This window comes from Paraburkholderia sp. MM6662-R1, assembly GCF_050436245.1.
Classification (GTDB): domain Bacteria; phylum Pseudomonadota; class Gammaproteobacteria; order Burkholderiales; family Burkholderiaceae; genus Paraburkholderia; species Paraburkholderia tuberum.
On sequence record NZ_JBNDLV010000001.1, the window covers coordinates 2,210,719 to 2,233,438 of the forward strand.

Here is a 22,720-nt window from a genome sequence, read left to right on the forward strand (position 1 = left end):
CTTCTTATGTTCAACGTCGTTCTCGTAGAACCCGAAATTCCGCCCAACACCGGCAACGTGATTCGCCTGTGCGCGAACACCGGCGCCCGGCTGCACCTGATCGAGCCACTCGGCTTCCCTCTCGACGACACCAAGATGCGGCGCGCCGGCCTCGACTATCACGAGTACGCGGAAATGAACGTGCATGCCGGTTGGGACGCGTTCATCGCGAAAGAAACGCCCGACGCGTCGCGCATGTTCGCATTTACGACGCGCGGCTCGGGGCGCTTTCACGACCACGCGTTTCAACCGGGCGACTGGTTCGTGTTCGGCGCCGAAACGCGCGGCCTGCCCGGCACGGTGCTCGAGCGCTTTGCGAACGAACAGCGCGTGCGTCTGCCGATGCGTCCCGGCAATCGCAGTCTGAATCTGTCGAATACGGTGGCGATCGTGGTGTTCGAAGCGTGGCGTCAGGCCGGCTTCGAAGGCGGCGCCTGACGGCGTTCGAGCTCGGCCTCGTAGCGTGCGAACATCGCGTCGTCGAAGCACGCGAACGTCACGTGCTTCATGTGTGGTGTGCGCGGCAACGTGTCGAGTACGGTCGCGACCGCGATGCTGACCGCATCGTCGGCGGGGAAACGGTAGATACCGCAGCTGATCGCTGGAAACGCGATGCTCGTGCACTGAGTTTCGCGCGCGACTTCGAGTGAGCGCTGATAGCACGATGCGAGCAGGTCGGCTTCGCCATGCGCGCCGCCACGCCACACTGGACCGACCGCGTGAATAACATGCTTCGCGGGCAGACGATAGCCGGCGGTGATTTTGGCGTCGCCGGTCGCGCAGCCGCCGAGCGTTTCGCATTCGCGCAGCAACTCCTTGCCGGCCGCGCGATGTATCGCGCCATCCACACCGCCGCCACCGCGCAGCGAAGTATTCGCGGCATTGACGATCGCATCGACGGCGAGCGTCGTGATATCGACCACGCGCGCTTCGAGCGTGCACGCGCCAGGACCGAGATTGAAGGTGGGCATGGGAACCTCGCTGACCCGAGTCTCGCTCACGAAGTGGACAACCCGAAGTGGACAACCGGGCGAGGCAGCCGTTCAACGCTAATTTCCGCTAAACGGCTGATAGAAAAGGCTTTATTCCGCCTTCGAATCGCGCCGCAGGAGCGCGCTAACCGCATCGCGCGGCGCCACGCCGTCGAACAGCACCGCGCAGACCGCCTGCGTGATCGGCATTTCGATTGCATGAGCACGTGCGATCGAGAGTACCGCCCGCGCGCAGCGCACGCCTTCGGCCACGTGACCGAGACCGCCGAGGATGTCGTCGAGCGTGCGGCCCGTGGCGAGTTGCAGGCCCACGGTGCGGTTGCGCGACAGATCGCCGGTAGCAGTCAGAATCAGATCACCGAGGCCGGTCAACCCGGTAAAGGTTTCCGCGCGCCCACCGAGCGTCACGCCAAGGCGCGACATTTCGGCGAGGCCGCGGGTGATCAGCGCCGCGCGTGCATTGAGGCCGAGGCCGAGGCCATCGGCGATGCCCGTGGCGATGGCGAGCACGTTTTTCACCGCGCCGCCCACTTCGACGCCGACGACGTCGTCGCCGGTATAGATGCGCATCGCGCCGTGATGGAACGCCGCGACCGTGCGTTCGCGGCACGCCGCCGACGGGCTCGCGATCGTCAACGCAACCGGCAGCCCCTGCCCGACTTCGCGCGCGAAGCTCGGTCCGGACAACACGCCGTTGCTCGCATGCTCGGGCAATTCCGCCGCGACCGCCTGATGCGGCAACAACTGCGAATCCGCTTCGAACCCCTTGCACAGCCACACGATATGCGCGGGCACCTTGCCCGCATCGCGCATCGCGCGCAACAGGCCGCGCAGGCCAGCCACGGGCGTCGCGACCACGCACAGCGCATCGTCGTCGAGCGCGTGATCGAGCGCCACGCCGAGATCCGCTTCAAAGCGAAGCGCGGGCGGCAACGCGACGCCCGCCAGATAGCGGGCGTTTTCATGCGAAGTGGAAAGCTCGGCGATGAGCGCGGACTCGCGCGCCCACAACACCGTGTGGTGCCTTAAGGCCAGATGGCCGGCGAGGGCGGTGCCCCAGGCGCCAGCGCCGAGAACGGCGACTTTCATAGCCGGCACTGCGCGCGGCGCCTTAATGCGTGACGCCTTTTTGCGCCGCGCCGTCCTGCTGGGCCGCGCTCATCTGGGCGAGACGCTGCTCGTACAGCGCCTGGAAGTTGATCTCGGCGAGGTGGATCGGCGGGAAGCCGGCGCGGGTGATCGCATCGGCGATGTTCGAGCGCAGGTACGGGAACAGGATGGTCGGGCAGGCAATGCCGACGAGCGGATCGATCTGCTCGGCAGGAATGTTGCGAATGTCAAAAATGCCGGCCTGTTTCGCTTCGATCAGGAACGCGACCTTGTCCGACACCTTGGCCGTGACCGTGCCCGTCACGAGAATTTCGAACACGGATTCGGCGAGGCGCTCGGCCTTCACGTCGACTTCGACTTCGACCGACGGCATTTCCTGCTCGAGGAAGATACCCGGCGAATTCGGCTGCTCGAGCGACATGTCCTTCAGATAGATGCGCTGGATGTTGAAGAACGGCTGGTTATTCTCGTCGGACATGATGGTGATTCCTGATAGGTGTGCGTGGCGGCGGCCGATGCACGCATGGGCCGCCAGATTATTGCGCCGGCTCGCCGGCTCCACGAGGAGCGCGTGCGCCGGCTTATCGAGTGGTCCGCCCGTTCGCGCTGCGCGAAACGCGCGAACTCAGGCTGCTTCGAGCAGCGGCGTCAGACCGCCCGCGCGATCGAGCGCGGAAAGGTCATCATAGCCGCCCACATGCGTCTCGCCGATGAACACCTGCGGCACCGTGCGACGACCGGTCCGGGTCATCATCTCCTCACGACGGCCCGGGTCCTTGTCGATCAGTACTTTCTCAACGTGCTCGACGCCGCGCGACTTTAAAAGACGTTCGGCCATCTGGCAATACGGGCACACCTGGGTGCTGTACATGATCACTTTGTTCACTTGGCTGCTCCTTGTTTCACAACCGGCATACCGGCTTTCTGCCAGGCGTCGACGCCGCCCTCGAGAACATGGACTTCCGCGTATCCCGCTTCCTGCACGATACGCGCGGCCTTGTTCGACTGCTGGCCGGTCTGGCACACCAGCAGCACCGGGTTGCTCTTGTTCTTCGCGAGTTGCGTGACTTTCGCCTGCAACTCTGCGAATTCGAAATGCCGTGCCAAGGGCAGGTGCCCCTTGGCGTAATCGGCGGACGGCCGCAGATCGATGACCGCCGCGTTGCGCCGGTTGATCAGTTGGGTGGCTTCAGCGGCCGACAGGCCGCCACGTCCACGCCGACTGATGGTCGGCCACAGCAGCAACCCACCAGAGATAAGGACGATTGCGATCAGGACAAGGTTTGTGTATTCGGTGAAAAACTTCACGGAAGATCCGCCGGAAAGAGAGAAATCGAAAAGGTCAACCCGAGCATTATAAAATAACCGTTCGACGCGATGGCGATGCGCCGCCCGAGGCGCCGCACAGAGCGAGACCGCTTCCTCACTACCGACCGGCAACTCTCATGTACAAACTCGTTCTCATCCGCCACGGCGAATCGACTTGGAACAAGGAAAACCGCTTCACCGGCTGGGTCGACGTCGACCTCACCGAGCAGGGCAACCTCGAGGCGCAGCAGGCGGGCGGGCTGCTCAAGGAATCGGGCTATACGTTCGACATCGCCTACACGTCGGTGCTCAAGCGCGCGATCCGCACGCTGTGGCATGTGCAGGACCAGATGGATCTGATGTACCTGCCCGTCGTGCATTCGTGGCGCCTGAACGAACGCCACTACGGCGCGCTGTCGGGTCTGAACAAGGCCGAAACCGCCGCGAAGTTCGGCGACGAGCAGGTGCTGGTCTGGCGCCGCAGCTACGACACGCCGCCGCCCGCGCTCGAGCCCACCGACGAGCGCGCGCCGTACACCGATCCGCGCTACGCCAGGGTGCCGCGCGAGCAACTGCCGCTGACCGAGTGCCTGAAAGACACGGTCGCGCGCGTGTTGCCGCTGTGGAACGAGTCGATTGCGCCGGCCATCAAGTCGGGGCGCAGCATCCTGATCGCCGCGCACGGCAACTCGATCCGCGCGCTGGTCAAGTATCTCGACAACATCTCGGACAACGACATCGTCGGCCTCAACATCCCGAACGGCGTGCCGCTCGTCTATGAACTCGACGAGAACCTGAAGCCGATCAAGCACTACTATCTCGGCGACCAGGACGCGATCGCCAAGGCGCAAGCCGCGGTCGCGAGCCAGGGCAAGGCGGGCTGATCCGGCATTTCCGGGCGCGGCCCACGCCACGAAAACGCGCGGAGCCGCACGCAGACAACCGGGCCGACAAGAAATTCTGTATTGCGCCCGGCGGGCAGATTCAGAGGCCCGCTGCAGGCTTCACCGTAGCGGCGAGCGCATCCGCTGGCCTTGCGCGGCAACTCTCAGTTCCGACCCGCCGAGTGCCATGTCGTACGGCTCGCCATCCGCGGCTCGGGTCGCAAGAACCAGGACCTTCCCGTACTGTCGAACCACGATTGCCTGCACCGCGCCCTGAGCAGGCGGGTGTGCAGTTATACTTGTCCGTCCAATCTTTATATACGCTGCCACGCGCTTCCGACCGCAACAGACTCTATGCGAAAGAACCTGAAAAATTTCGGCCTGATTGCCGCGGGCCTTGCTACCGGTGTCTTTGCCACCCTGCAATACTCCGCCTCGGCCCAGCAACCCGCTAGCGCTGCGGTCGCCCCGCTGCCGCTAGACCAGCTCAGGCTTTTCGCCGAAGTGTTCGGGCAGATCAAGCACGAATACGTTGAACCGGTCGACGACAAGAAGCTGCTCACCGCCGCGATCAAGGGCATGGTGTCCAGCCTCGACCCGCACTCGTCGTACCTCGACAAGACCGACTACGAAGAGCTGCAGGAGCAGACCAAGGGCCGCTTCGCGGGCCTCGGCATCGAAATTTCGTCGGAAGACGGCCTGATCAAGGTAATTTCGCCAATCGAAGACACGCCCGCGTTCCGCGCCGGCATCCGTCCGGGCGACCTGATCACGCGCATCAACGACAAGCCCGTGCGCGGCATGACGCTCGACCAGGCGGTCAAGCAGATGCGCGGCGATCCGGGCACCAAGGTCACGCTGACCATCTTCCGCAAGACCGACGACCGCACGTTCCCGCTCACCGTCACGCGCGCGATCATCAAGGTGCAGTCGGTGAAGGGCAAGATCGTCGCGCCGGGCTTCGCGTACGTGCGCATCACGAGCTTCCAGGAACGCACCACGCCCGACCTCGCGGCCAAGCTGCAGGATCTCGCGCGCCAGGAGCCGAACCTGAAGGGCCTCATCCTCGACCTGCGCAACAACGGCGGCGGTCTGCTGCAAAGCGCGGTCGGCGTCGCGGGTGCGTTCCTGCCGCCGAATTCGGTGGTGGTGTCGACCAACGGCCAGATTCCGGATTCGAAGCAGATCTATCGCGACACCTACGATAACTACCGTCTGCAATCGTTCGACAGCGATCCGCTCAAGGACGTCCCGGCCATCTTCAAGACCGTGCCCATGATCGTGCTGACCAACGCGTATTCGGCGTCGGCGTCGGAAATCGTCGCGGGCGCGCTGCAGGATCAGCACCGCGCGCTGATTCTCGGCAAGACCACGTTCGGCAAGGGTTCGGTGCAAACCGTGCGCCCCCTGACGGCCGACACCGCACTGCGCCTCACCACCGCGTATTACTACACGCCGAGCGGCCGTTCGATCCAGAACAAGGGCATCCGCCCCGACATTCCGGTCGATCAGTACGCGGACGGCGATCCGGACGACGCGCTCGTGACCCGCGAAGTCGACTACTCGAATCACCTCGCGAACACGCAGGACCCGAACGAGAAGAAGGAAGCGGAGCAGCGCGAGCAGGAGCGCATGGAGCAACTGCGTCAACTCGAAGAGCAGAACGACAAGAAGACGCCGGAACAGCGCCAGAAGGAGCGCGAACGCAAGCCGGTCGAGTTCGGTTCGGCCGACGACTTCATGCTGCAACAGGCGGTCGACAAGCTCGAAGGCAAGCCGGTTCAGGAATCGAAGTCGCTGATGGAGCGCCGTCTCGCGCAGAACAAGCCGGGCACGTCGGCCTCCGCGCCGGTCGCGGTGAAGCCGACGCAACCGGTGCCGGGCGCATCGGGACCGGCGCCGGCTTCGGCACCGGCTCCCGCTGGCAAGTAAGCTGACCGACAGGCAGCGAACCCCGCGCGTGTCTTCGCAGCACGATAGTCTGCGAAGACACGCCGCAACAGTTTCAGCAAAAGCCGCCGCCTAACCGGTGGCGCATCACGGCAAGCCGCAACCGCCACCCGCCCCGCGCGATTAAAATAACAGCCACGAATGCGCGCCGCGGCCCCTCGGCCTGCCTCTCCTTGCGCGACACGCGACATAGCGACACACCCCACGCGCCCCGCCATGAATGACGATCAACTCCTTCGCTACTCCCGCCACATCCTCGTCGATGAAATCGGCATCGAGGCGCAGCAGCGTTTTATCGACGCCCACGCGATCATCGTCGGCGCGGGCGGGCTCGGTTCGCCAGCCGCGCTGTATCTCGCGGCGGCGGGCGTCGGCCGTCTGACGCTCGTCGATGCCGATATCGTCGACCTGACTAATCTACAACGACAGATCCTGCACGTGAGCGCGTCGGTTGGACGTAGGAAGGTCGAGTCCGGGCGCGACATGCTCGCGCGGATCAATCCCGAGGTCGTCGTCAACGCGGTGGCCGAGCGCGTCGACGATGCGTGGCTCGACCGCGAGGTGCCGCACGCGAGTGTCGTGCTCGATTGCACCGACAACTTCGCGACGCGTCACGCGATCAACCGCGCGTGCGTCAAGCATCGCGTGCCGCTCGTGTCGGGCGCGGCGCTGCGCTTCGACGGCCAGATCAGCACTTTCGATTTCCGCGATGAAGCGTCGCCGTGCTACGCGTGCGTGTTTCCCGAAGACCAGCCGTTCGAAGAAGTCGCATGCTCGACGATGGGCGTGTTCGCGCCGACGGTCGGCATCATCGGTTCGATGCAGGCTGCCGAAGCGCTGAAGGTGATCGGCGCAATCGGCACGCCGCTCGTGGGCCGCCTGACGATGCTCGATTCGCTGCGGATGGAATGGAACACGATGCGCATCGGACGTCAGCCGGATTGTCCGGTGTGCGGCCACGCGCAGGGGTCTTGAGGCGGTTCTGCACTGCCCGTTCGCGTGACGCCGAAATAGCAGAACGCCGCACATGTGCGGCGTTTTTTCGTTCAACGAGGCAAGACGATGCGCGTCAGATTCAAACCAGCGCGACCCGCTTGAGCGCCGCTTGCACCTCCTCCGGCTCGAACGAAGCCAGCACGTCGGCAACGGGCTTTTCGAGCGTCTTCAGATGCGAGCGCAGCACCTCCTGCTTGACCTCGAGCAGTTGGCTCGGATGCATCGAAAACTCGGTCAGACCCATGCCGAGCAGCAGACGCGTCAACGCCGGATCGCCCGCCATCTCACCGCACACCGACACGGGCACGCCCGCGCGCTTCGCCTCGCGCAGCGTGAACGCGATCAGATGCAGCACGGCCGGATGCAGCGGATCGTACAGATGCGCGACCGCGTTGTCCGCGCGATCGATCGCGAGCGTGTACTGAATCAGATCGTTGGTGCCGATCGACAGGAAATCGAGCCGCTTCAGAAACAGCGGCAACGCGATCGCGGCGGCCGGGATCTCGATCATCGCGCCCACCTGCACGTTCGGATCGTAAGCGATACCCGCGTCGTCGAGTTGACGCTTCGCTTCGCGGATCAGATCGAGCGTCTGGTCGATTTCCTGCGCGTGCGCGAGCATCGGGATCAGGATCTTCACCCTGCCGAACGCCGACGCGCGCAGGATCGCGCGCAACTGCGTGAGGAACATCTGCGGCTCGGACAGGCTCCAGCGAATCGCGCGCAAACCGAGCGCCGGATTCGCGGCGGTCTCGTAGCCGTCGCCGCCCATCGAATCGAGCGGCTTGTCGGCGCCGACGTCGATCGTGCGGATCGTGACCGGCAAGCCGTTCATCAGTTCGACCGCGCGACGATACGCGCTGAACTGCGCCTCCTCTTCGGGCATCCGGTGCTTGTGATTCATGAACAGAAACTCGGTGCGGAACAGACCCACGCCGGTCGCGCCCGATTCGACCGCCGCGCGCGCGTCGTCCGGCAACTCGATGTTCGCGCACAGTTCGATGCGCGTGCCGCACAGCGTTTGCGTCGGCGAGAACTTGAGCCGTTGCAGCTTGCGCTGCTCGAGCTCCTTCTCGCTTTGCCGGTACGAGTATTCCTCGAGCACGATCGGCGCGGGATCGACGATCACGATGCCGTGGTCGCCATCGACGATGATCAGATCGTCCTGGCGGATCAGCGCGCTCGCATGCTGCACGCCAACCGCGGCCGGAATGCCGAGGCTGCGCGCGACGATCGCGGTGTGCGACGTGCGCCCGCCCAGATCGGTGACGAAGCCCTGGAACGTCTGCGTCTTGAACTGCATCATGTCGGCCGGCGCGATGTCGTGCGCGACCACGATCATCTCGTCGCACGCGCCATGCACGTTGCCGACGATGCCCGGCGCGCCCGCGAGCGCCTTCAGCACGCGCTCGACGACCTGCTCGATATCGGCCTTGCGCTCGCGCAGGTATTCGTCTTCGATAGTGTCGAAATGGCGCGACAGTCTTTCGAGCTGTTCGGTCAGCGCCCATTCCACGTTGTAGCGGCGCGTGCGGATCAGGTCGATGGTTTCCTGAACGAGCATGACGTCGTTCAGGATCATCGTGTGAACGTCGATGAACGCGCCCATTTCGCTCGGGGCATCCGCGGCAAGATCGGCGCGCAATACGTTGAGTTCTTCATGCACGCGCTGCTGAGCCGCGCGAAAACGCCCGACCTCCCCTTCGATCTGGGGCGGTTCGATCAGATAGTGGTCTACGTCGAGTGCTGCCGGGGCGATCAGATAGGCCCGCCCGATGGCGATACCGCGTGACACGGGAATTCCATGCAGCGTGAATGACACGCGCACCTCCTCTAGTTGTGTAATGCCGCGGCAAACCGCTGCAATGCTCTCAGACTGTACTAGGCATTATAAATTCCGCGCCTTTTTGAAGTGTGTCAGCGGTGTGTGCAGCGCAGCACGGATTATCGCAATGAGGTGCCCTCGTACCCGGCGAAGCTTCGCTTTATACACGTCGCGCAAAACATATGGTTTAAACATTGAAAACGCATGTCGTCTTACGCACTCTTCCCGATGGCTTTCGCGCCGCTTCTAGATCCCTTTAATGTCGATTAACGGCGCGCCTCTTCTGATATTCAGATGTCGGCGGCGAAAAAAAACCGCGGACTGAGCCGCGGCATTTTCGGGTTTGTCGAACGCAAAGCGCGCGGCTTTATTGACCTTCGCCAAATTTATCGGCGATCAGTTTCAAGAGCGCGTCCATCGCGTCCTGTTCGTCGGTGCCTTCCGTTTCGATCAGCACGGTACTGCCGATGCCCGCGGCCAGCATCATCACGCCCATGATGCTCTTCGCGTTGATACGACGGCCATTGCGGCTCATCCAGATTTCCGCCTGGTAGTTGCCCGCGAGTTGCGTCAACTTGGCCGACGCGCGCGCGTGCAGCCCCAGCTTGTTCACAATTGTCGTTTCCTGTTGCAGCATGTGGTGGTCCGAAGCGCGGGTGAATGAAATGGTGAAACGTGTTACTGCAAAGCGGCTTCAATGCGATCGGCACCGTTGCGAAACCGCTTGAATCCGTCGAAGCTTGCCTGCGAACCAGCCCGGCTTACAGGCCGGTCGCGTCCGTCTTTTGCGTCAGATCGGCATCGGCCGGCAAAGCGGGAACACAGTCGGCGGCCGCCGCGTCAGGCGGCAGCGCCGGCAGGCACTCGGCAGCGCACGCTGGCGGCGTGACCGGTGTCGGCATCGCCGGTCCGATCGCGTGCACGCCCTTGGTCGCGCCGGCGAGCGCCTTGTCGACGAGCGTGTCGAGCGGCGTCGCGCGATAGCAGACCGCGCGCACCAGCATCGGCAGATTGACGCCGCACAGCACACGCACGTCCGGCACGGTGGCGAGCCGGCCCGCGATGTTGGCCGGCGTCGCGCCGAACATGTCGGTCAGCACGAGCGCGCCGTTCTCTTCCTTCAGCCGCACGACTTCCGAATTCGCGAACGCGACGACCTGCGCAGGATCGCAATCCGGCGACACGTCGATCACGCCGATACGCGCCGGCAAACCGCCATAGATGTGTGAAATGCAATCGCGCAACGCGGTGGCGAATGGAGCGTGCGCAATGATCAGAATACCTGCCATATCAGCCTTACTGCAAAAGAACGGCCCCAAACCGTGGACCGGGACTCGAGCCCGGTTCGCCATCGCCCCGGACCGGCCGTGGGTCGCGAGGGCGGGAGTGCATCGTCGGGCGAGCGGGCATTGTAGCAGCCTCATTTTCGCGCCAACCCCGACGCCACGCCTGATGCGGATTTACTACACAGATTGGGGGTGCAGCCGGGCAATCAAGGCCACTGCGTCGGCGCGCCACGCGAGCGCCACGCGTCAGCCGACCGCGCGCTCCAGCGCGTCGACGAACATCGCGGCGACGTCGAAGCCGGTCTGGTCCATGATCTCGCGGAAACACGTCGGGCTCGTGACGTTGACTTCGGTGAGCCAGTCGCCGATCGCATCGAGTCCGACCAGCAGCAGGCCGCGCGCCGCCAGCACCGGCGCGAGCGTATCGGCGATCTTGCGATCCTGCTCGCTGAGCGGCCGCGCGACGCCCAGTCCGCCGGCCGCCAGATTGCCGCGCACCTCATTACCCTGAGGAATGCGCGCGAGCGAGTACGGCACCGCTTCGCCGCCGATCAGCAGGATGCGCTTGTCACCTTCCTTGATCTCGGAGATGAATTTCTGCGCCATCACCGAGCGCGCGCCGTCGTGGCTCAGCATTTCGACGATCGAGCCGAGGTTCATGCCGTCCGCCTTCACGCGGAATACGCCCATGCCGCCCATGCCGTCGAGCGGCTTCAGGATCACGTCGCCGTGCTGTTCGTGGAACGCGCGCAGACGCGCCGGGTCGCGAGTGACCAGCGTCGGCGCGACGAACTGCGCGAACTCGCCGATTGCGAGCTTCTCCGAATGATCGCGGATCGCCTGCGGTTTGTTGAAGATGCGCGCGCCGCCACGCTCGGCCAGTTCGAGCAGCCAGGTCGACGTCACGTATTCCATGTCGAACGGCGGGTCCTTGCGCATCACGACCGCGCCGAAGCTCGCGAGCGCGCGCGGCGTGGCGGCATCGGCGGCAAACCAGACATCACGATGCAGATCCGTGGTATCGCCGACGATCGCAATGCGCTGCACGTTCGCCTCGACATCGCCGCCCGTCCACGCCAGATGCTTCGGCTCGCAGGTGTACACCGTGTGACCGCGCCGCGCCGCTTCGGCCATCATCGCGTAGGTCGTGTCTTTGTAGATCTTGAAATGGCTGAGCGGATCGGCGATGAAAAGAATGTCCATGAAAGTCCCGGTGCGCCCTGAGGGGCGTGACATTGTTCGTCAATATAGTCTTTGAAGACGGCGATGGCGGCACGCATGCCGCCATCCTGCCGCGCGAGGCGGCTTAGACCTGGATCGCTTCAGGATCGGTCTTTTCGAGTTCGACCGATGCGGCCAGCAACCCGAGCCGCGCCACGACGCCATACATATAGAAGCGGTTCGGCGGCGCCGCGCCGGGCTTTGCGTGCGCATCGGGCAGCGCCGTGTGTTCGAAGCCGAGCGGCACGAAGTGCATGCCCGGCGCGTTCAGGTTCTGATCGCGCTCGCGGCTGCCGTGCACGCGATAGAAGCCGCCCACCACATAGCGGTCGATCATGTAGACGACCGGCTCGGCGACTTCCTCGCCGATACGCTCGAACGTGTAGACGCCTTCCTGCACGATTACGTCGTGCACTTCGAGGCCGTCTTTGGTCGCGGCCATGCGCGTGCGTTCGCGCTTCGTCAGCGCGGCGACTTCCGACGCGTCGTGCACGGTCATCACGCCCATGCCGTAGGTGCCCGCATCGGACTTGATCACGACATACGGTTTTTCGGAGATGCCGTACTCGCGATACTTGCGCGCGATCTTCTTCAGCACGCCGTCGATCGCATCGGCAAGGGCTTCCTCGCCGGTGCGCTGCTGGAAGTCGACGCCCTCGACGTGCGCGAAATACGGATTGATCATCCACGGATCGATCTCGACCATCTTCGCGAACTTCTTCGCGACGTCGTCATAGCACGAGAAATGCGTCGACTTGCGACGCACCGCCCAGCCCGCATGCAGCGGCGGCAGCAGGTACTGCTCGTGCAGGTTTTCGAGCACGGGCGGAATACCGCCGGACAGATCGTTGTTCAGCAGGATCGAGCACGGGTCGAAGTTCTTCAGACCAAGGCGCCGCTGCGAGCGCTCGAGCGGTTCGAGCACCAGCTTCTGGCCGTCCGACAGCGCAATCGTGACCGGGCCGTTGATGGTTTCGTCGAGCGTGCCGAAGCGTACGTTCAGACCCGCCTGGCGCATGATCGACGCAAGCCGGGCGACGTTTTCGAGGTAGAACGCGTTGCGGGTGTGACGCTCGGGAATGACGAGCAGATTCTTCGCGTCCGGGCAGATCTTTTCGATCGAGGCCATCGCGGCCTGCACCGCGAGCGGCAGCACTTCCTGCGGCAAATTGTTGAACGCGCCGGGAAACAGATTGGTGTCGACCGGCGCGAGCTTGAAGCCCGCGTTACGCAGATCGACGGAACAGTAGAACGGTGGCGTGTGCTCCTGCCATTCGAGCCGGAACCAGCGTTCGATAGCGGGCGTGGCGTCGAGGATCTTCCGCTCGAGGTCGAGCAGCGGGCCGTTTAACGCCGTAACTAGGTGCGGAACCATTGATCACTCGCAGACTGGAGAAAAAAGATTGTAGAGCAAATGCTTTGTCCATTTGGGGACGGTTTCTCCATTCGCAAGCAGACTCGAATGCATTCTCCCTATCTCGATGATAGGCGCGGAAAATCGCCGTTCGCAAGCCGATCAGCAAGAAAAAAGCCCGCCATGAAGGCGGGCGAAATTGCTGCGCTTGCTTAACCATTTTTTCTTACTGACGGGCCCGCGAGCGCGGGCCGAACCGGGACAGGTTCTCCGTTATTCGACTTTCTCGCCGTGCAGGCTCACGTCGAGGCCTTCGCGCTCCTGCTCTTCGGTCACGCGGATGCCCATCACCAGGTCGATGATCTTCAGCAGCACGAAGCTCACCACGCCGCTGTAGATCAGCGTCGTCAGCACGCCCTTCGCCTGCAGGATCACGCTGCCGTCCGAGCCGCTGATGTCCTTGACCGCGAACACGCCGGTCAGCAGCGCACCGATGATCCCGCCGATGCAGTGCACGCCGAACGCGTCGAGCGAATCGTCGTACCCGAACTTGTGCTTGAGCCACGTGGCCGCCCAGAAGCAGACCACACCCGCGACGATACCGATCACGAGCGCGCCGACCGTGCCGACGAAGCCCGACGCCGGCGTAATCGCCACCAGACCCGCGACCGCGCCTGACACGATACCGAGCACCGACGGCTTGCCCTTGGCTGCCCATTCGGCAAACATCCACGCGAGCGCCGCCGCGGCGGTCGCCACCTGCGTCGCGAACATCGCGAAGCCGGCACGGCCATCCGCTGCCACGGCCGAACCCGCGTTGAAGCCGAACCAGCCGACCCACAGCATCGCGCCACCGATCAGCGTGAGCGTCAGGTTGTGCGGCGCCATCGCTTCCTTGCCATAGCCGACGCGCTTGCCGAGCACCAGACAGCAGACCAGGCCCGCGATACCGGCGTTGATGTGCACCACCGTGCCGCCCGCGAAGTCGAGGATGCCCGCGCTAGCCAGCCAGCCGCTCGGCTCCCACACCATGTGCGCGATCGGCGAGTAGACGATGATCGACCACAGCGTCATGAACACCAGCATCGCCGAGAACTTCATGCGGTCCGCGAAGGCACCGGTGATCAGCGCCGGCGTGATGATCGCGAAGGTCATCTGGTAGACGAAGTAGACCGTCTCCGGGATCGTCGGCGCGAGGTGGCTGACGGTCAGCGTCGTGGCCTTGTCGCCCTTGATGTAGTTCATGCCCGTCATGAACACGCGCGAGAAGCCGCCGATGAACGAGTTGCCCGGCGTGAACGCGAGGCTGTAGCCGACCACGGTCCAGACGATCGTCACGACACAGGTGATCGCGAAGCTTTGCATCAGCGTCGCGAGCACGTTCTTCTTGCGGACCATGCCGCCGTAGAACAGCGCGAGACCCGGGATCGTCATGAACAGCACCAGCGCGGTGGAGGTCAGCATCCACGCGGTGTCGCCGGAGTTGATCTTCGATGAATCGACCGAGAACGGCGCGGTCGGGGTGGCCGGCGCGGCCGCGGCGGCGGCCGATGCATCGGCGGCGGGAGCCGAGGCCGCCGGGGCAGCGGCTGCGGCGGAGGCGTCCGGTGCGGGCGCGCTCGCCGTCGTATCGGGAGCGGAGGCGGCTGCGGGAGCGGACGCATCGTCCGCGAGGGCGGTGCCGACACCGCCCGCGAGCAGCGAGCCGGCCATCAGCAGGGACATCATTAGTTTGCGCATCTTGGTTTTCCTCTTGTCGCTGTCCGTGTCGCGATGTTCTGGTCTTTTACAGTGCGTCCGCGCCGGTCTCGCCGGTGCGGATCCGAACCACCTGCTCGATCGGCGTGACGAAGATCTTGCCGTCGCCGATCTTGCCGGTACGCGCGGCGCGCTCGAGCGCCTCGATCGCCTGATCGACGATGTCGTCCGATACCGCCGCTTCGATCTTCACCTTCGGCAGAAAGTCGACGACGTATTCGGCGCCCCGATACAGCTCGGTGTGGCCCTTCTGCCGTCCGAAGCCTTTGACTTCGGTCACCGTGATGCCCGACACGCCGATCGCCGACAGGGCTTCGCGCGCTTCATCCAGCTTGAACGGCTTGATGATTGCGGTAATGAGTTTCATGAAATCCTCGCTAGTTATTGCTGATCCGTTGTGCCCCGTGGCGTACCCGTGACGGTGTCTCCTGCGCTACCGGGAAAAGCGCCCTGGCAGTGCGCGCGCGGGGCAGTAACAGCAACTCCTATGCCATGTTGTGTCGGAGCGCGCCTCGCGCGCGTGGCGCAGCGCGCCCGAGCGGCCTTGTCCGAACGGCCAGCGGCGCGGCGGGCGGTGGCGCGGCGGGGGGATCGTTGCTAGAGTGTTCGAACGTTCTGAACGCGAGGGCGCGCACCAAACACGCTCACGCGGCCGCGGCAACCAATACGTCGCGCGCACCAGGATCGGCCGTTCGCCGTAACGGGGCACGGGCGCAATGAAACATGCACTTTTTTTGTGCACCAAGGGGAATACGATGAAACAACCGAACGACGTTTTTAACGACTTCCAGGCTCGCGTCAGCGATCTGTTCAAGAATTCGCCGGCCAAGGATGTCGAACGCAACGTCAAGGCAATGCTGTCGCAGGGCTTCTCGAAGCTCGATCTGGTCACGCGCGAGGAATTCGATACGCAGACCCAGGTGCTCGTGCGTACGCGCGCGCGCCTCGAAGAACTCGAGCGCCGCGTCGCCGAGCTCGAGCAGAAATTGCCGCTCACGCAGACGCCGTAAGCGCTGCTCGCAGCCTTCGCGCTGCGCAGTGCCGCTCATCACAGGCAAGCGGGCCGTGACGTCATCAGCGTTTTAGGGGATTTGCGCGCGATGTGAGCGCGCCGTCCGACGGGAGAGAATATGTCGCTTGCCGTGGTGCGCAGCCGCGCGCCGGCCGCTGGCCGTGCGCCCGAAGTGACCGTCGAGGTTCACCTCGCCAATGGGCTGCCGTCCTTTTCGATCGTCGGCCTGCCCGATCTGGAAGTGCGCGAGAGCCGTGAACGCGTGCGCGCGGCGCTGCAGAACTGCGGTTTCGATTTTCCAGTCCGCCGCATCACCGTCAACCTCGCGCCGGCCGATCTACCGAAAGAATCCGGTCGTTTCGATCTGCCGATCGCGCTCGGCATCCTCGCCGCAAGCGGGCAGATTCCCGCCGAATCGCTGCTCCATCGCGAGTTTGCCGGCGAGCTGTCGCTGACCGGCGCGCTGCGGCCGATGCGCGGCGCGTTCGCGATGGCCTGCGGCACCGCGCGCGGCGCTCTGGCGAACGCCGGCGACGCCGACGCTTCATCTGAAGCGCGTTCTGCTTTGCCCGCCCTCCTCGATCAACTAGCCGCACCGGCCTTCCATACCCCGCAGCTTTACCTGCCGGCCGCGAGCGCGGCGGAAGCGGCGCTCGTGCCCGGCGTCGACGTGTTCGGCGCCGCCGATCTGCCGTCGCTATGCGCGCATCTCGCAGGCTCGCCGGACGCGCGTCTTAGTCCTGTCGCCGCGCCCGAGCTCAACGAGCACGCCGCTGCCCCGGCGCCGGACATAGCCGACGTGATTGGCCAGCGCGCCGCTCGGCGCGCCCTCGAAGTCGCGGCGGCCGGCGGCCATCACGTGCTGCTGATCGGACCGCCCGGCGCCGGCAAGTCGATGCTCGCGGCACGCCTGCCCAGCTTGCTGCCGCCCATGACCGACGACGAAGCGCTCGCCTCCGCCGCGCTACTGTCCGCGAGCCGCATCGGCTTCAAGCCGTCGCAGTGGCGCCAGCGGCCGTTTCGCGCGCCGCACCATTCGTCGAGCGCGGCGGCGCTGGTCGGCGGACGCAATCCGCCGCAGCCTGGCGAGATCACGCTCGCGCATCTGGGCGTGCTCTTTCTGGACGAGCTTCCCGAATTCGATCGCGTGGTGCTCGAAACGCTGCGCGAGCCGCTCGAAGCTGGCCGCATCACGATCTCGCGCGCCGCCTGGCAAGCGGATTTCCCCGCCGCCTGCCAACTGATCGCCGCAATGAACCCGTGCCCGTGCGGCTGGCGCGGCGATCCGGGCGGGCGCTGCCGCTGTACGCCTGAAGTTGCGGCGCGCTATTTGCGTAAATTGTCGGGACCGCTGCTCGACCGCATCGACATCCAGCTCGAAATTCCAGCACTGACCGCCACCGAACTCGCGGCACGCGCCGCCACCACCGGCGAAGCAAGCGTGGCGATCGCACAGCGCGTGAGCGCTGCGCGCGAGCGGCAACTGGCCCGGCAAGGCAAGACCAACCGCGAGCTGGACGGACGCGAAGTGGACGATGTATGCCGCCCGGACGCAGCGGGCGAGGCGCTGCTGCGCGAAGCCGGCGAGCGCTTTGGCTGGTCGGCGCGGGCGTACTACCGGGTGTTGAAGGTCGCGCGCACCGTCGCGGACCTGGCTGGCGCGGCGATGCCGAGCGCCGCGCAGGTCGCCGAGGCAATCCAATACCGCCGCGCTTTTGGCTCGTTATGAGGAGAAAAAACGACTGTCAAGACTTGACTTATTCACATACGCGCGATCCTGTTAGATTTTGATACAACTCAAAAGCGCGCAGACGCGCATCTCGCCAAGCCATTGATTTCAATGTATTTTTTTAAATTCCCTACGCCTGTGGATTTTGCCGGAAGGCCCGCCTGATGGGCTTTTGCGGCCATTGAGGCCGACTTCTCAACAGAGTTATCCACAGGCTGTGCGCGTAACTCAAAAATCTCAACGTAAACCGGCAATTAGCGTACAAACCTGCGAAGGAACTTTCACTGCGTTCGGCCCTCTGAGGTGCGCCCGACCGGCCAAAAATACCGCATTCAGTACAGCTGGAACGACGAAAAAAACTGGTCGACCTGCTCTTGCGGCAGCGGTTGATCGGCGATGATCGCCGCCTGGTACACGTGCCGGCCGCGCGCGACGAGCCGCGCATACACCGTGCGCGTCTCGTGTTTGGCGCCCGCCGCGCCGCTCACCGTCATTTCCAGCCCCGGTATCTTGCCGCCCGCCGCCAGCGGGATTTGCGCTGGGTGAGCATCGGGCGTCGCGCCGACGTTGCGCGCCAGTCCCGCGCGCAGGAAATCGAGTGCGGCACGCTGGGTCGCGCCGCTGTCGTCGGGCAGCATCACGGTGCCGACCGCAAAGACCGCATTGCCCGCTTCGGCGGTCTGCATTGCCATCTGCATCGGTGTGCCGCCGATCTGCACCGCGCGCTGATCGTTGCCCGGCTTGGCTGGGAAGTCGACCGTGTAGCCCTTGTCGTTGTTCATCACGGTGCGCCAGTCGAAGGTCGGTGAGCAGGCGCTGAGCGCGACGCCGAGCGCCAACGCGGCCGTCGCCGCGCCGATCACGGTTCGAGCGTGACCGGATCGCGTGAATGCGCGGAGAAATAGGCCCGCCGGTTGGAACACGCCCGCACGGCGGGCGGACAATCGGCTGAGCAACGGAAAACGGCAAGAAACGCGGGCAACTAAAGAGCAGACGCGAAGAACGGTTCGGAGCATGGGACGGAAGAGCGGGCTTCTCGGAGCGTAAAGCGCCATTATCCGCTGATCGACTGCGGGGCCGACGCGGAGCGCAGCCGTCCCGCCATTTCGGCGCAGCCGAACCCATTGGAGCTACAATAGAAAAGCTATTCAGTACCGGCCCGCGGGCCATCACACCGCCCCATTGTTCCGCGCCGCGCGCGACTCACGAGGTTCCGTCCATGAGTTCCAATTCACCGACCGCCGTCCGGCGCACGAACCCGCTTCGCTATCTGATTGCGGTGGCCGTGGCCATTGCGCTCGCCGTCGCCGGTTACTTCGCGTTCGCCGGCCAGCAGCGCGTACCCGATGCGACCTTCACGCTGCTATCGGGACAGAAGCTCACGACCGCGGACCTCAAAGGCAAGGTTTATCTGGTCAACTTCTGGGCAACGAGTTGCGACACCTGCATGAAGGAAATGCCGCAGATGGTCGAGACCTATAACCGCTTCAAGGGCCAGGGCCTCGAATTCGTCGCGGTGGCAATGAACTACGACGCGCCGATGTACGTGACCAATTACACGCAAACGCGTCAGCTGCCGTTCAAGGTCGCGATGGACGACGGCTCGGCCGCCAAGCGGTTCGGCAACGTGCAGCTCACGCCGACCACCTTCGTCGTCGATAAAGACGGCAAGATCCTGAAGCGCTATGTCGGCGAGCCGCAGTTCGCGGAACTCGACCAGTTGCTCGCGAAAGCGCTGAAGGCTGGCGCGGCTTAAGCCGGCGCAAGCAGATCCCCGCGCGCCGGCGCAACCTCCCGCCGCCGGCGTCCGCCACCTCACCGCTCCCCTTCCCCTTTGGCCGCAAGGCCATATCGCTTGATCTTCTCGTAGAGCGTCGCCTTGCCGAGCTGCAGCCGGTCCGCCGCGACCGCGACCACGCCGCCCGCCTGCTCCAACGCCTCGGCGATCATCGCGCGCTCGAACTGCTCGACGCGCTCCTTCAGCGGATGGGTGGCCCCGCCGTCTTCGCCGAACGACAGCACCGGTTCGTCGGCGATGCCGAGCACGAAGCGGTCGGCGGCATTACGCAGCTCGCGCACGTTGCCCGGCCAGTCTCGCTGCATCAGACTCGCACGTTGGCGATCGGTGAGCATCGGCGCCGGCCGCTGATAACGGACGGCAGCATCGAGCAGGAAATGCTCGAACAGCGGCACGATGTCCTCGCGACGCTCGCTCAAAGGCGGCAGCGCGATCGTCACCACATTGAGCCGGTACAGCAGATCGCGCCGGAACGAGCCATCCGCGACGTGCTCGGCCATGTCGCCTTTTGCAGCCGCGACCACGCGGCAATTGACGCGAATCGGCTGATTCGAGCCGAGCCGTTCCAGCACGCCGTCCTGCAGCACGCGCAGCAGCTTGACCTGCAGCGCGAGCGGCATGCTCTCGATCTCGTCGAGAAACAGCGTGCCGCCCGACGCATGTTCGAGCTTGCCGATCCGCCGTTTGGCCGCGCCGGTGAACGCGCCCGGCTCGTAGCCGAACATCTCCGATTCGAACATCGGCTCGGGCAGCGCGCCGCAGTTCACCGCGATGAATGGCTTGTCACGCCGCGGCGACAGCTCGTGCAGGCTGCGCGCGATCAGCTCCTTGCCCGCGCCGGTATCGCCGTTGATCAGGACGGACGCATCGGTCGGCGCGACGTTGGCGATCAGCCGCCGCACCTGCTCGATCGCCGGACTGCGGCCGATGATGCGCGGCGCGACCGCGTTCTGCCCGGCCAGCTCACGGCGCAGCGCGAGGTTTTCGAGCACGAGCTTGCGGCGCTCCAGCGCGCGCCGCACGGTTTCGATCAGCCGCTCGGACGCGAACGGCTTTTCGATGAAGTCGTAGGCGCCGTCGCGCATCGCCTGCACGGCCATCGAGATATCGCCGTGGCCGGTGACCAGAATCACCGGCACGTCGGGCGCGCGCTCGTGGCACTGCGCGAGCAGGTCGAGACCGCTCGCGCCGGGCAGCCGGATATCGCTGACGATCACGCCGGAGAAGTCCGCGCTGATCAGCTTCGCCGCGGCCTCGACCGACGCATGGCCGACCACGTCGAAGCCCGCCAGTTGCAGGCTCTGCACGCTCGCGCGGCGCACCAGTTCGTCGTCTTCGATATACAGCACTTGCAGGCCGTCGTTCATTGCGTGTTCCGGGTGATGCTTCGGGGTGAAATCAGGAGCCCGCGGTCAGCGGATCGTACGAGGGGCTGGTCTGCACACGCGCACGACGCAGCGTCAACACGAACGATGCGCCACCGTGCGGCGCGTTGCGCGCGACGAGCGAGCCGCCGCAATCGCGCGCGATCGACGATGAAATCGCGAGGCCAAGGCCGAGCCCCTGGCCCATTTCCTTCGTCGTGAAAAACGGTTCGAACAGGTGCGGCAACACGTCGTCGGGAATGCCGGGGCCGTTGTCGCCGACCGCGATCGACAGGTTCGCGACGCCGGCCTCCACCTCGACCGTGATATGCGGCGGGTTCATGCCGGCGGTTGCGTCGAGCGCGTTGCCGAGCAGGTTGATCAGCACCTGTTCGAGCCGCAGATCGTCGCAATTCGCGACCAGCTCCGGATGATCGTCGGCGAGATTCAGCGGCGTGCGCGCGCCGCCTGCCGCAGCGGCGGCGTCGGTGTCGATGTCGGCCGCGATATCGATCAGCACGAACTCGAGTTCGACGCCCTGCAGGCGCTTTTGCAGCAACGCGACGACGTTGCGCAGGGCCCGCACGATCGACGCGCGCGCGCTGCGCGGCCGCGCGCGTCCGACGAACAGCTTCAGCTGGTTCGTGATGTTGCCCATGCGCTCGGTGAGCGCCGCGATCGCTTCGAGATTCTCGCGCGCCGATGCCTGATCGCCGCGTTCGAGCAGCACGCGCGTGTTATCGGAAAAACTGCGCAGCGCGGCGAGCGGCTGGTTCAGCTCGTGCGTGATGCCGGCCGCCATCTGACCGAGCGCGGCCAACTTGCTCGCCTGGATCAGTTCGTCTTGCGCGGCGCGCAGTTCCTGCTCGGCGCGTGTACGCTCGGCGACTTCCTTGTGCAACTGCTCGTTCGCCTCGGACAGATCGGCGGTGCGCTCGGCGACGCGCTGATTCAGCTCGGCATAGGCCTTCTGCAGCAGCGCGCGGCTGCGCATCATTTCGCGCACACGCGCGCGCCGCATGCGCCAGTAGAACGCGAGCAGCACCAGCGATACATAGCCGAAGCCGGTGACGATGGTCGCCTTGCGCGCGTCGGCATCGACCGGATCGACCGGCGACATCGTGATCAGATGCCAGTCCGGCTCGCCCATGGCGTGACGCGACGCGAGGAAGCGCGGCGCGGAGCGCCCGCCGCCGATGCGCAGGATCTGCGCATTGCCTTCGAGTATGCGCTCGACCGTCACCGGTAGCGGCTCGATCGGCTGCTGCGCGTACTGGCGAGCCTGGTAGATCGAATTGGCGATCTGGCCGGGCAGCGGCCGAATCGTGTGGTACTTCCATGCCGGCACCGACGACAGGAAGATCACGCCATGATCGTCGGTGACGACGAGCGGCTCGGACGCGTCCACGCCCTGAAACCATTCGAGATCGAGCTTGACGACCGCCACACCGACGATCTTGCCATCGCGCCGCACCGGCTGCGAGATGTAGTAGCCGGGCGCCTGCGAAATCGTGCCGATGCCGAAGAAGCGGCCGACGCCGCCTTTCATTGCATCGACGAAATACGGCCGGAACTGATAGCCCGCGCCGACGAAGCTGCCCGGCCCGCGCCAGTTGCTGGCGGCGATGCAGTAGCCGTCGAGCGAAATGATGTAGGTGACCGTCGCGCGCGCGTGGCGGTTCAGGTCTTCGAGATAGAGATTCGCTCGCTTGACGTTGGCGGGATTCGGATCGATCAGCACGTCCTGCACGATCGGATGCTCGGCGAGCAGATACGGCAGCGATTCGTAGCGTTCGAGCGTGCTCTTGAGCGCGCTCGCGGTGCGCTCGGCGCGCACGGCGGCGTTGCGCCGCAGCGTGTCGACACCGCTTTTCCACGCAAGGCTGTAGGTGAGCCAGCATGCCGCCGCGAGCCCGGCTGCGAGCGCGAAGAGAATCAGCAGGCGGCGGGTCACGTTGGCAAAGTCCGATCGATGTGCATCGGACATTGTGGCATAGGGCGGCAAGGCGTCGCCGCCAGACGCCTCGGAAGGTCGCGCGGACGCCGGTTTCATGCTTAAGCGTCCGCGCTGGTCACGACAGCGTTGGCGAGGCG

22 protein-coding genes are annotated in these 22,720 nt (G+C 64.9%); 7 read left to right on the plus strand and 15 right to left on the minus strand.

The genetic code is table 11. The features are described 5' to 3' along the window. Positions 1 to 6 precede the first annotated feature (6 nt). Positions 7 to 477 (plus strand): tRNA (uridine(34)/cytosine(34)/5-carboxymethylaminomethyluridine(34)-2'-O)-methyltransferase TrmL, encoded by a 471-nt coding sequence (gene trmL / locus OKW39_RS10425; RefSeq protein WP_184026590.1) that lies wholly within the window; start codon positions 7 to 9, stop codon positions 475 to 477. Here the strand turns inward: trmL and OKW39_RS10430 are convergent. The 5 genes from OKW39_RS10430 to OKW39_RS10450 all read right to left on the minus strand — a co-directional run bounded on the left by OKW39_RS10430 (position 450) and on the right by OKW39_RS10450 (position 3,449). Next, a complete protein-coding gene (locus OKW39_RS10430) occupies positions 450 to 1,010 on the minus strand; it encodes an O-acetyl-ADP-ribose deacetylase (RefSeq protein WP_429335689.1) in 561 nt (186 codons plus the stop codon). The genes trmL and OKW39_RS10430 overlap by 28 nt on opposite strands. A gap of 111 nt (positions 1,011 to 1,121) precedes the next feature. Then, the gene (locus OKW39_RS10435) at positions 1,122 to 2,120 is read right to left on the minus strand and encodes an NAD(P)H-dependent glycerol-3-phosphate dehydrogenase (protein ID WP_090802873.1); all 999 of its coding nucleotides are present in this window, start codon (positions 2,118 to 2,120) and stop codon (positions 1,122 to 1,124) included. 22 nt (positions 2,121 to 2,142) lie between these two features. Continuing rightward, positions 2,143 to 2,619, minus strand: coding sequence for a protein-export chaperone SecB (gene secB, locus OKW39_RS10440; RefSeq protein WP_018419299.1), 477 nt, complete (start codon positions 2,617 to 2,619; stop codon positions 2,143 to 2,145). 147 nt (positions 2,620 to 2,766) lie between these two features. Next, complete coding sequence (gene grxC / locus OKW39_RS10445; RefSeq protein ID WP_090802871.1) at positions 2,767 to 3,027, minus strand: glutaredoxin 3; 261 nt, start codon at positions 3,025 to 3,027, stop codon at positions 2,767 to 2,769. Continuing rightward, positions 3,024 to 3,449, minus strand: coding sequence for a rhodanese-like domain-containing protein (locus OKW39_RS10450; protein WP_090802869.1), 426 nt, complete (start codon positions 3,447 to 3,449; stop codon positions 3,024 to 3,026). The genes grxC and OKW39_RS10450 overlap by 4 nt, the downstream gene beginning before the upstream one ends. Positions 3,450 to 3,586: 137 nt before the next feature. Between OKW39_RS10450 and gpmA the strand changes: the two genes are divergently transcribed. The 3 genes from gpmA to OKW39_RS10465 all read left to right on the plus strand — a co-directional run bounded on the left by gpmA (position 3,587) and on the right by OKW39_RS10465 (position 7,258). Next, on the plus strand, positions 3,587 to 4,333 hold the full coding sequence (gene gpmA, locus OKW39_RS10455; protein ID WP_429562603.1) for a 2,3-diphosphoglycerate-dependent phosphoglycerate mutase: 747 nt from the start codon (positions 3,587 to 3,589) through the stop codon (positions 4,331 to 4,333). 354 nt (positions 4,334 to 4,687) lie between these two features. After that, on the plus strand, positions 4,688 to 6,265 hold the full coding sequence (locus tag OKW39_RS10460; RefSeq protein WP_090802863.1) for a S41 family peptidase: 1,578 nt from the start codon (positions 4,688 to 4,690) through the stop codon (positions 6,263 to 6,265). A gap of 234 nt (positions 6,266 to 6,499) precedes the next feature. Further along, complete coding sequence (locus OKW39_RS10465; RefSeq protein WP_429562604.1) at positions 6,500 to 7,258, plus strand: HesA/MoeB/ThiF family protein; 759 nt, start codon at positions 6,500 to 6,502, stop codon at positions 7,256 to 7,258. A 100-nt stretch (positions 7,259 to 7,358) separates the two neighbouring features. Here the strand turns inward: OKW39_RS10465 and ptsP are convergent, their stop codons facing one another. From ptsP to OKW39_RS10500, 7 genes are all read right to left on the minus strand, one after another. Then, the gene (gene ptsP / locus OKW39_RS10470) at positions 7,359 to 9,101 is read right to left on the minus strand and encodes a phosphoenolpyruvate--protein phosphotransferase (protein WP_090805570.1); all 1,743 of its coding nucleotides are present in this window, start codon (positions 9,099 to 9,101) and stop codon (positions 7,359 to 7,361) included. 370 nt (positions 9,102 to 9,471) lie between these two features. Continuing rightward, positions 9,472 to 9,741: an HPr family phosphocarrier protein gene (locus OKW39_RS10475; protein ID WP_018419292.1), complete on the minus strand. Its 270-nt coding sequence runs from the start codon at positions 9,739 to 9,741 to the stop codon at positions 9,472 to 9,474. 124 nt (positions 9,742 to 9,865) lie between these two features. Further along, positions 9,866 to 10,393 carry a PTS sugar transporter subunit IIA gene (locus OKW39_RS10480; RefSeq protein WP_429356540.1) on the minus strand — a complete coding sequence of 176 codons (528 nt, stop codon included), beginning with the start codon at positions 10,391 to 10,393 and terminating at the stop codon, positions 9,866 to 9,868. 243 nt (positions 10,394 to 10,636) lie between these two features. Further along, complete coding sequence (gshB, locus tag OKW39_RS10485) at positions 10,637 to 11,593, minus strand: glutathione synthase (RefSeq protein ID WP_429562605.1); 957 nt, start codon at positions 11,591 to 11,593, stop codon at positions 10,637 to 10,639. A 103-nt stretch (positions 11,594 to 11,696) separates the two neighbouring features. Continuing rightward, positions 11,697 to 12,986: a glutamate--cysteine ligase gene (gshA, locus tag OKW39_RS10490; RefSeq protein ID WP_018434736.1), complete on the minus strand. Its 1,290-nt coding sequence runs from the start codon at positions 12,984 to 12,986 to the stop codon at positions 11,697 to 11,699. Between the two features lie 252 nt (positions 12,987 to 13,238). After that, positions 13,239 to 14,705: an ammonium transporter gene (locus OKW39_RS10495; protein ID WP_090802852.1), complete on the minus strand. Its 1,467-nt coding sequence runs from the start codon at positions 14,703 to 14,705 to the stop codon at positions 13,239 to 13,241. Positions 14,706 to 14,751: 46 nt separating this feature from the next. Next, positions 14,752 to 15,090 carry a P-II family nitrogen regulator gene (locus tag OKW39_RS10500; protein ID WP_013088261.1) on the minus strand — a complete coding sequence of 113 codons (339 nt, stop codon included), beginning with the start codon at positions 15,088 to 15,090 and terminating at the stop codon, positions 14,752 to 14,754. 388 nt (positions 15,091 to 15,478) lie between these two features. Here OKW39_RS10500 and OKW39_RS10505 point away from each other — a divergent pair, with 388 nt between their 5' ends. Both OKW39_RS10505 and OKW39_RS10510 read left to right on the plus strand, forming a co-directional pair. Next, complete coding sequence (locus tag OKW39_RS10505) at positions 15,479 to 15,733, plus strand: accessory factor UbiK family protein (RefSeq protein ID WP_026228952.1); 255 nt, start codon at positions 15,479 to 15,481, stop codon at positions 15,731 to 15,733. A gap of 120 nt (positions 15,734 to 15,853) precedes the next feature. Then, complete coding sequence (locus OKW39_RS10510) at positions 15,854 to 17,464, plus strand: YifB family Mg chelatase-like AAA ATPase (RefSeq protein ID WP_429562606.1); 1,611 nt, start codon at positions 15,854 to 15,856, stop codon at positions 17,462 to 17,464. Between the two features lie 332 nt (positions 17,465 to 17,796). Here the strand turns inward: OKW39_RS10510 and OKW39_RS10515 are convergent, their stop codons facing one another. Beyond that, positions 17,797 to 18,480, minus strand: a complete 684-nt coding sequence (locus OKW39_RS10515; protein ID WP_429562607.1) for a hypothetical protein — start codon at positions 18,478 to 18,480, stop codon at positions 17,797 to 17,799. Positions 18,481 to 18,683: 203 nt separating this feature from the next. Between OKW39_RS10515 and OKW39_RS10520 the strand changes: the two genes are divergently transcribed. Beyond that, positions 18,684 to 19,220: a TlpA disulfide reductase family protein gene (locus OKW39_RS10520; RefSeq protein ID WP_184026536.1), complete on the plus strand. Its 537-nt coding sequence runs from the start codon at positions 18,684 to 18,686 to the stop codon at positions 19,218 to 19,220. A 59-nt stretch (positions 19,221 to 19,279) separates the two neighbouring features. Here the strand turns inward: OKW39_RS10520 and OKW39_RS10525 are convergent, their stop codons facing one another. Then, positions 19,280 to 20,629, minus strand: coding sequence for a sigma-54-dependent transcriptional regulator (locus OKW39_RS10525; RefSeq protein ID WP_018419283.1), 1,350 nt, complete (start codon positions 20,627 to 20,629; stop codon positions 19,280 to 19,282). A 31-nt stretch (positions 20,630 to 20,660) separates the two neighbouring features. Further along, positions 20,661 to 22,679, minus strand: a complete 2,019-nt coding sequence (locus tag OKW39_RS10530; RefSeq protein ID WP_429562608.1) for a sensor histidine kinase — start codon at positions 22,677 to 22,679, stop codon at positions 20,661 to 20,663. Between the last annotated feature and the right edge of the window lie 41 nt (positions 22,680 to 22,720).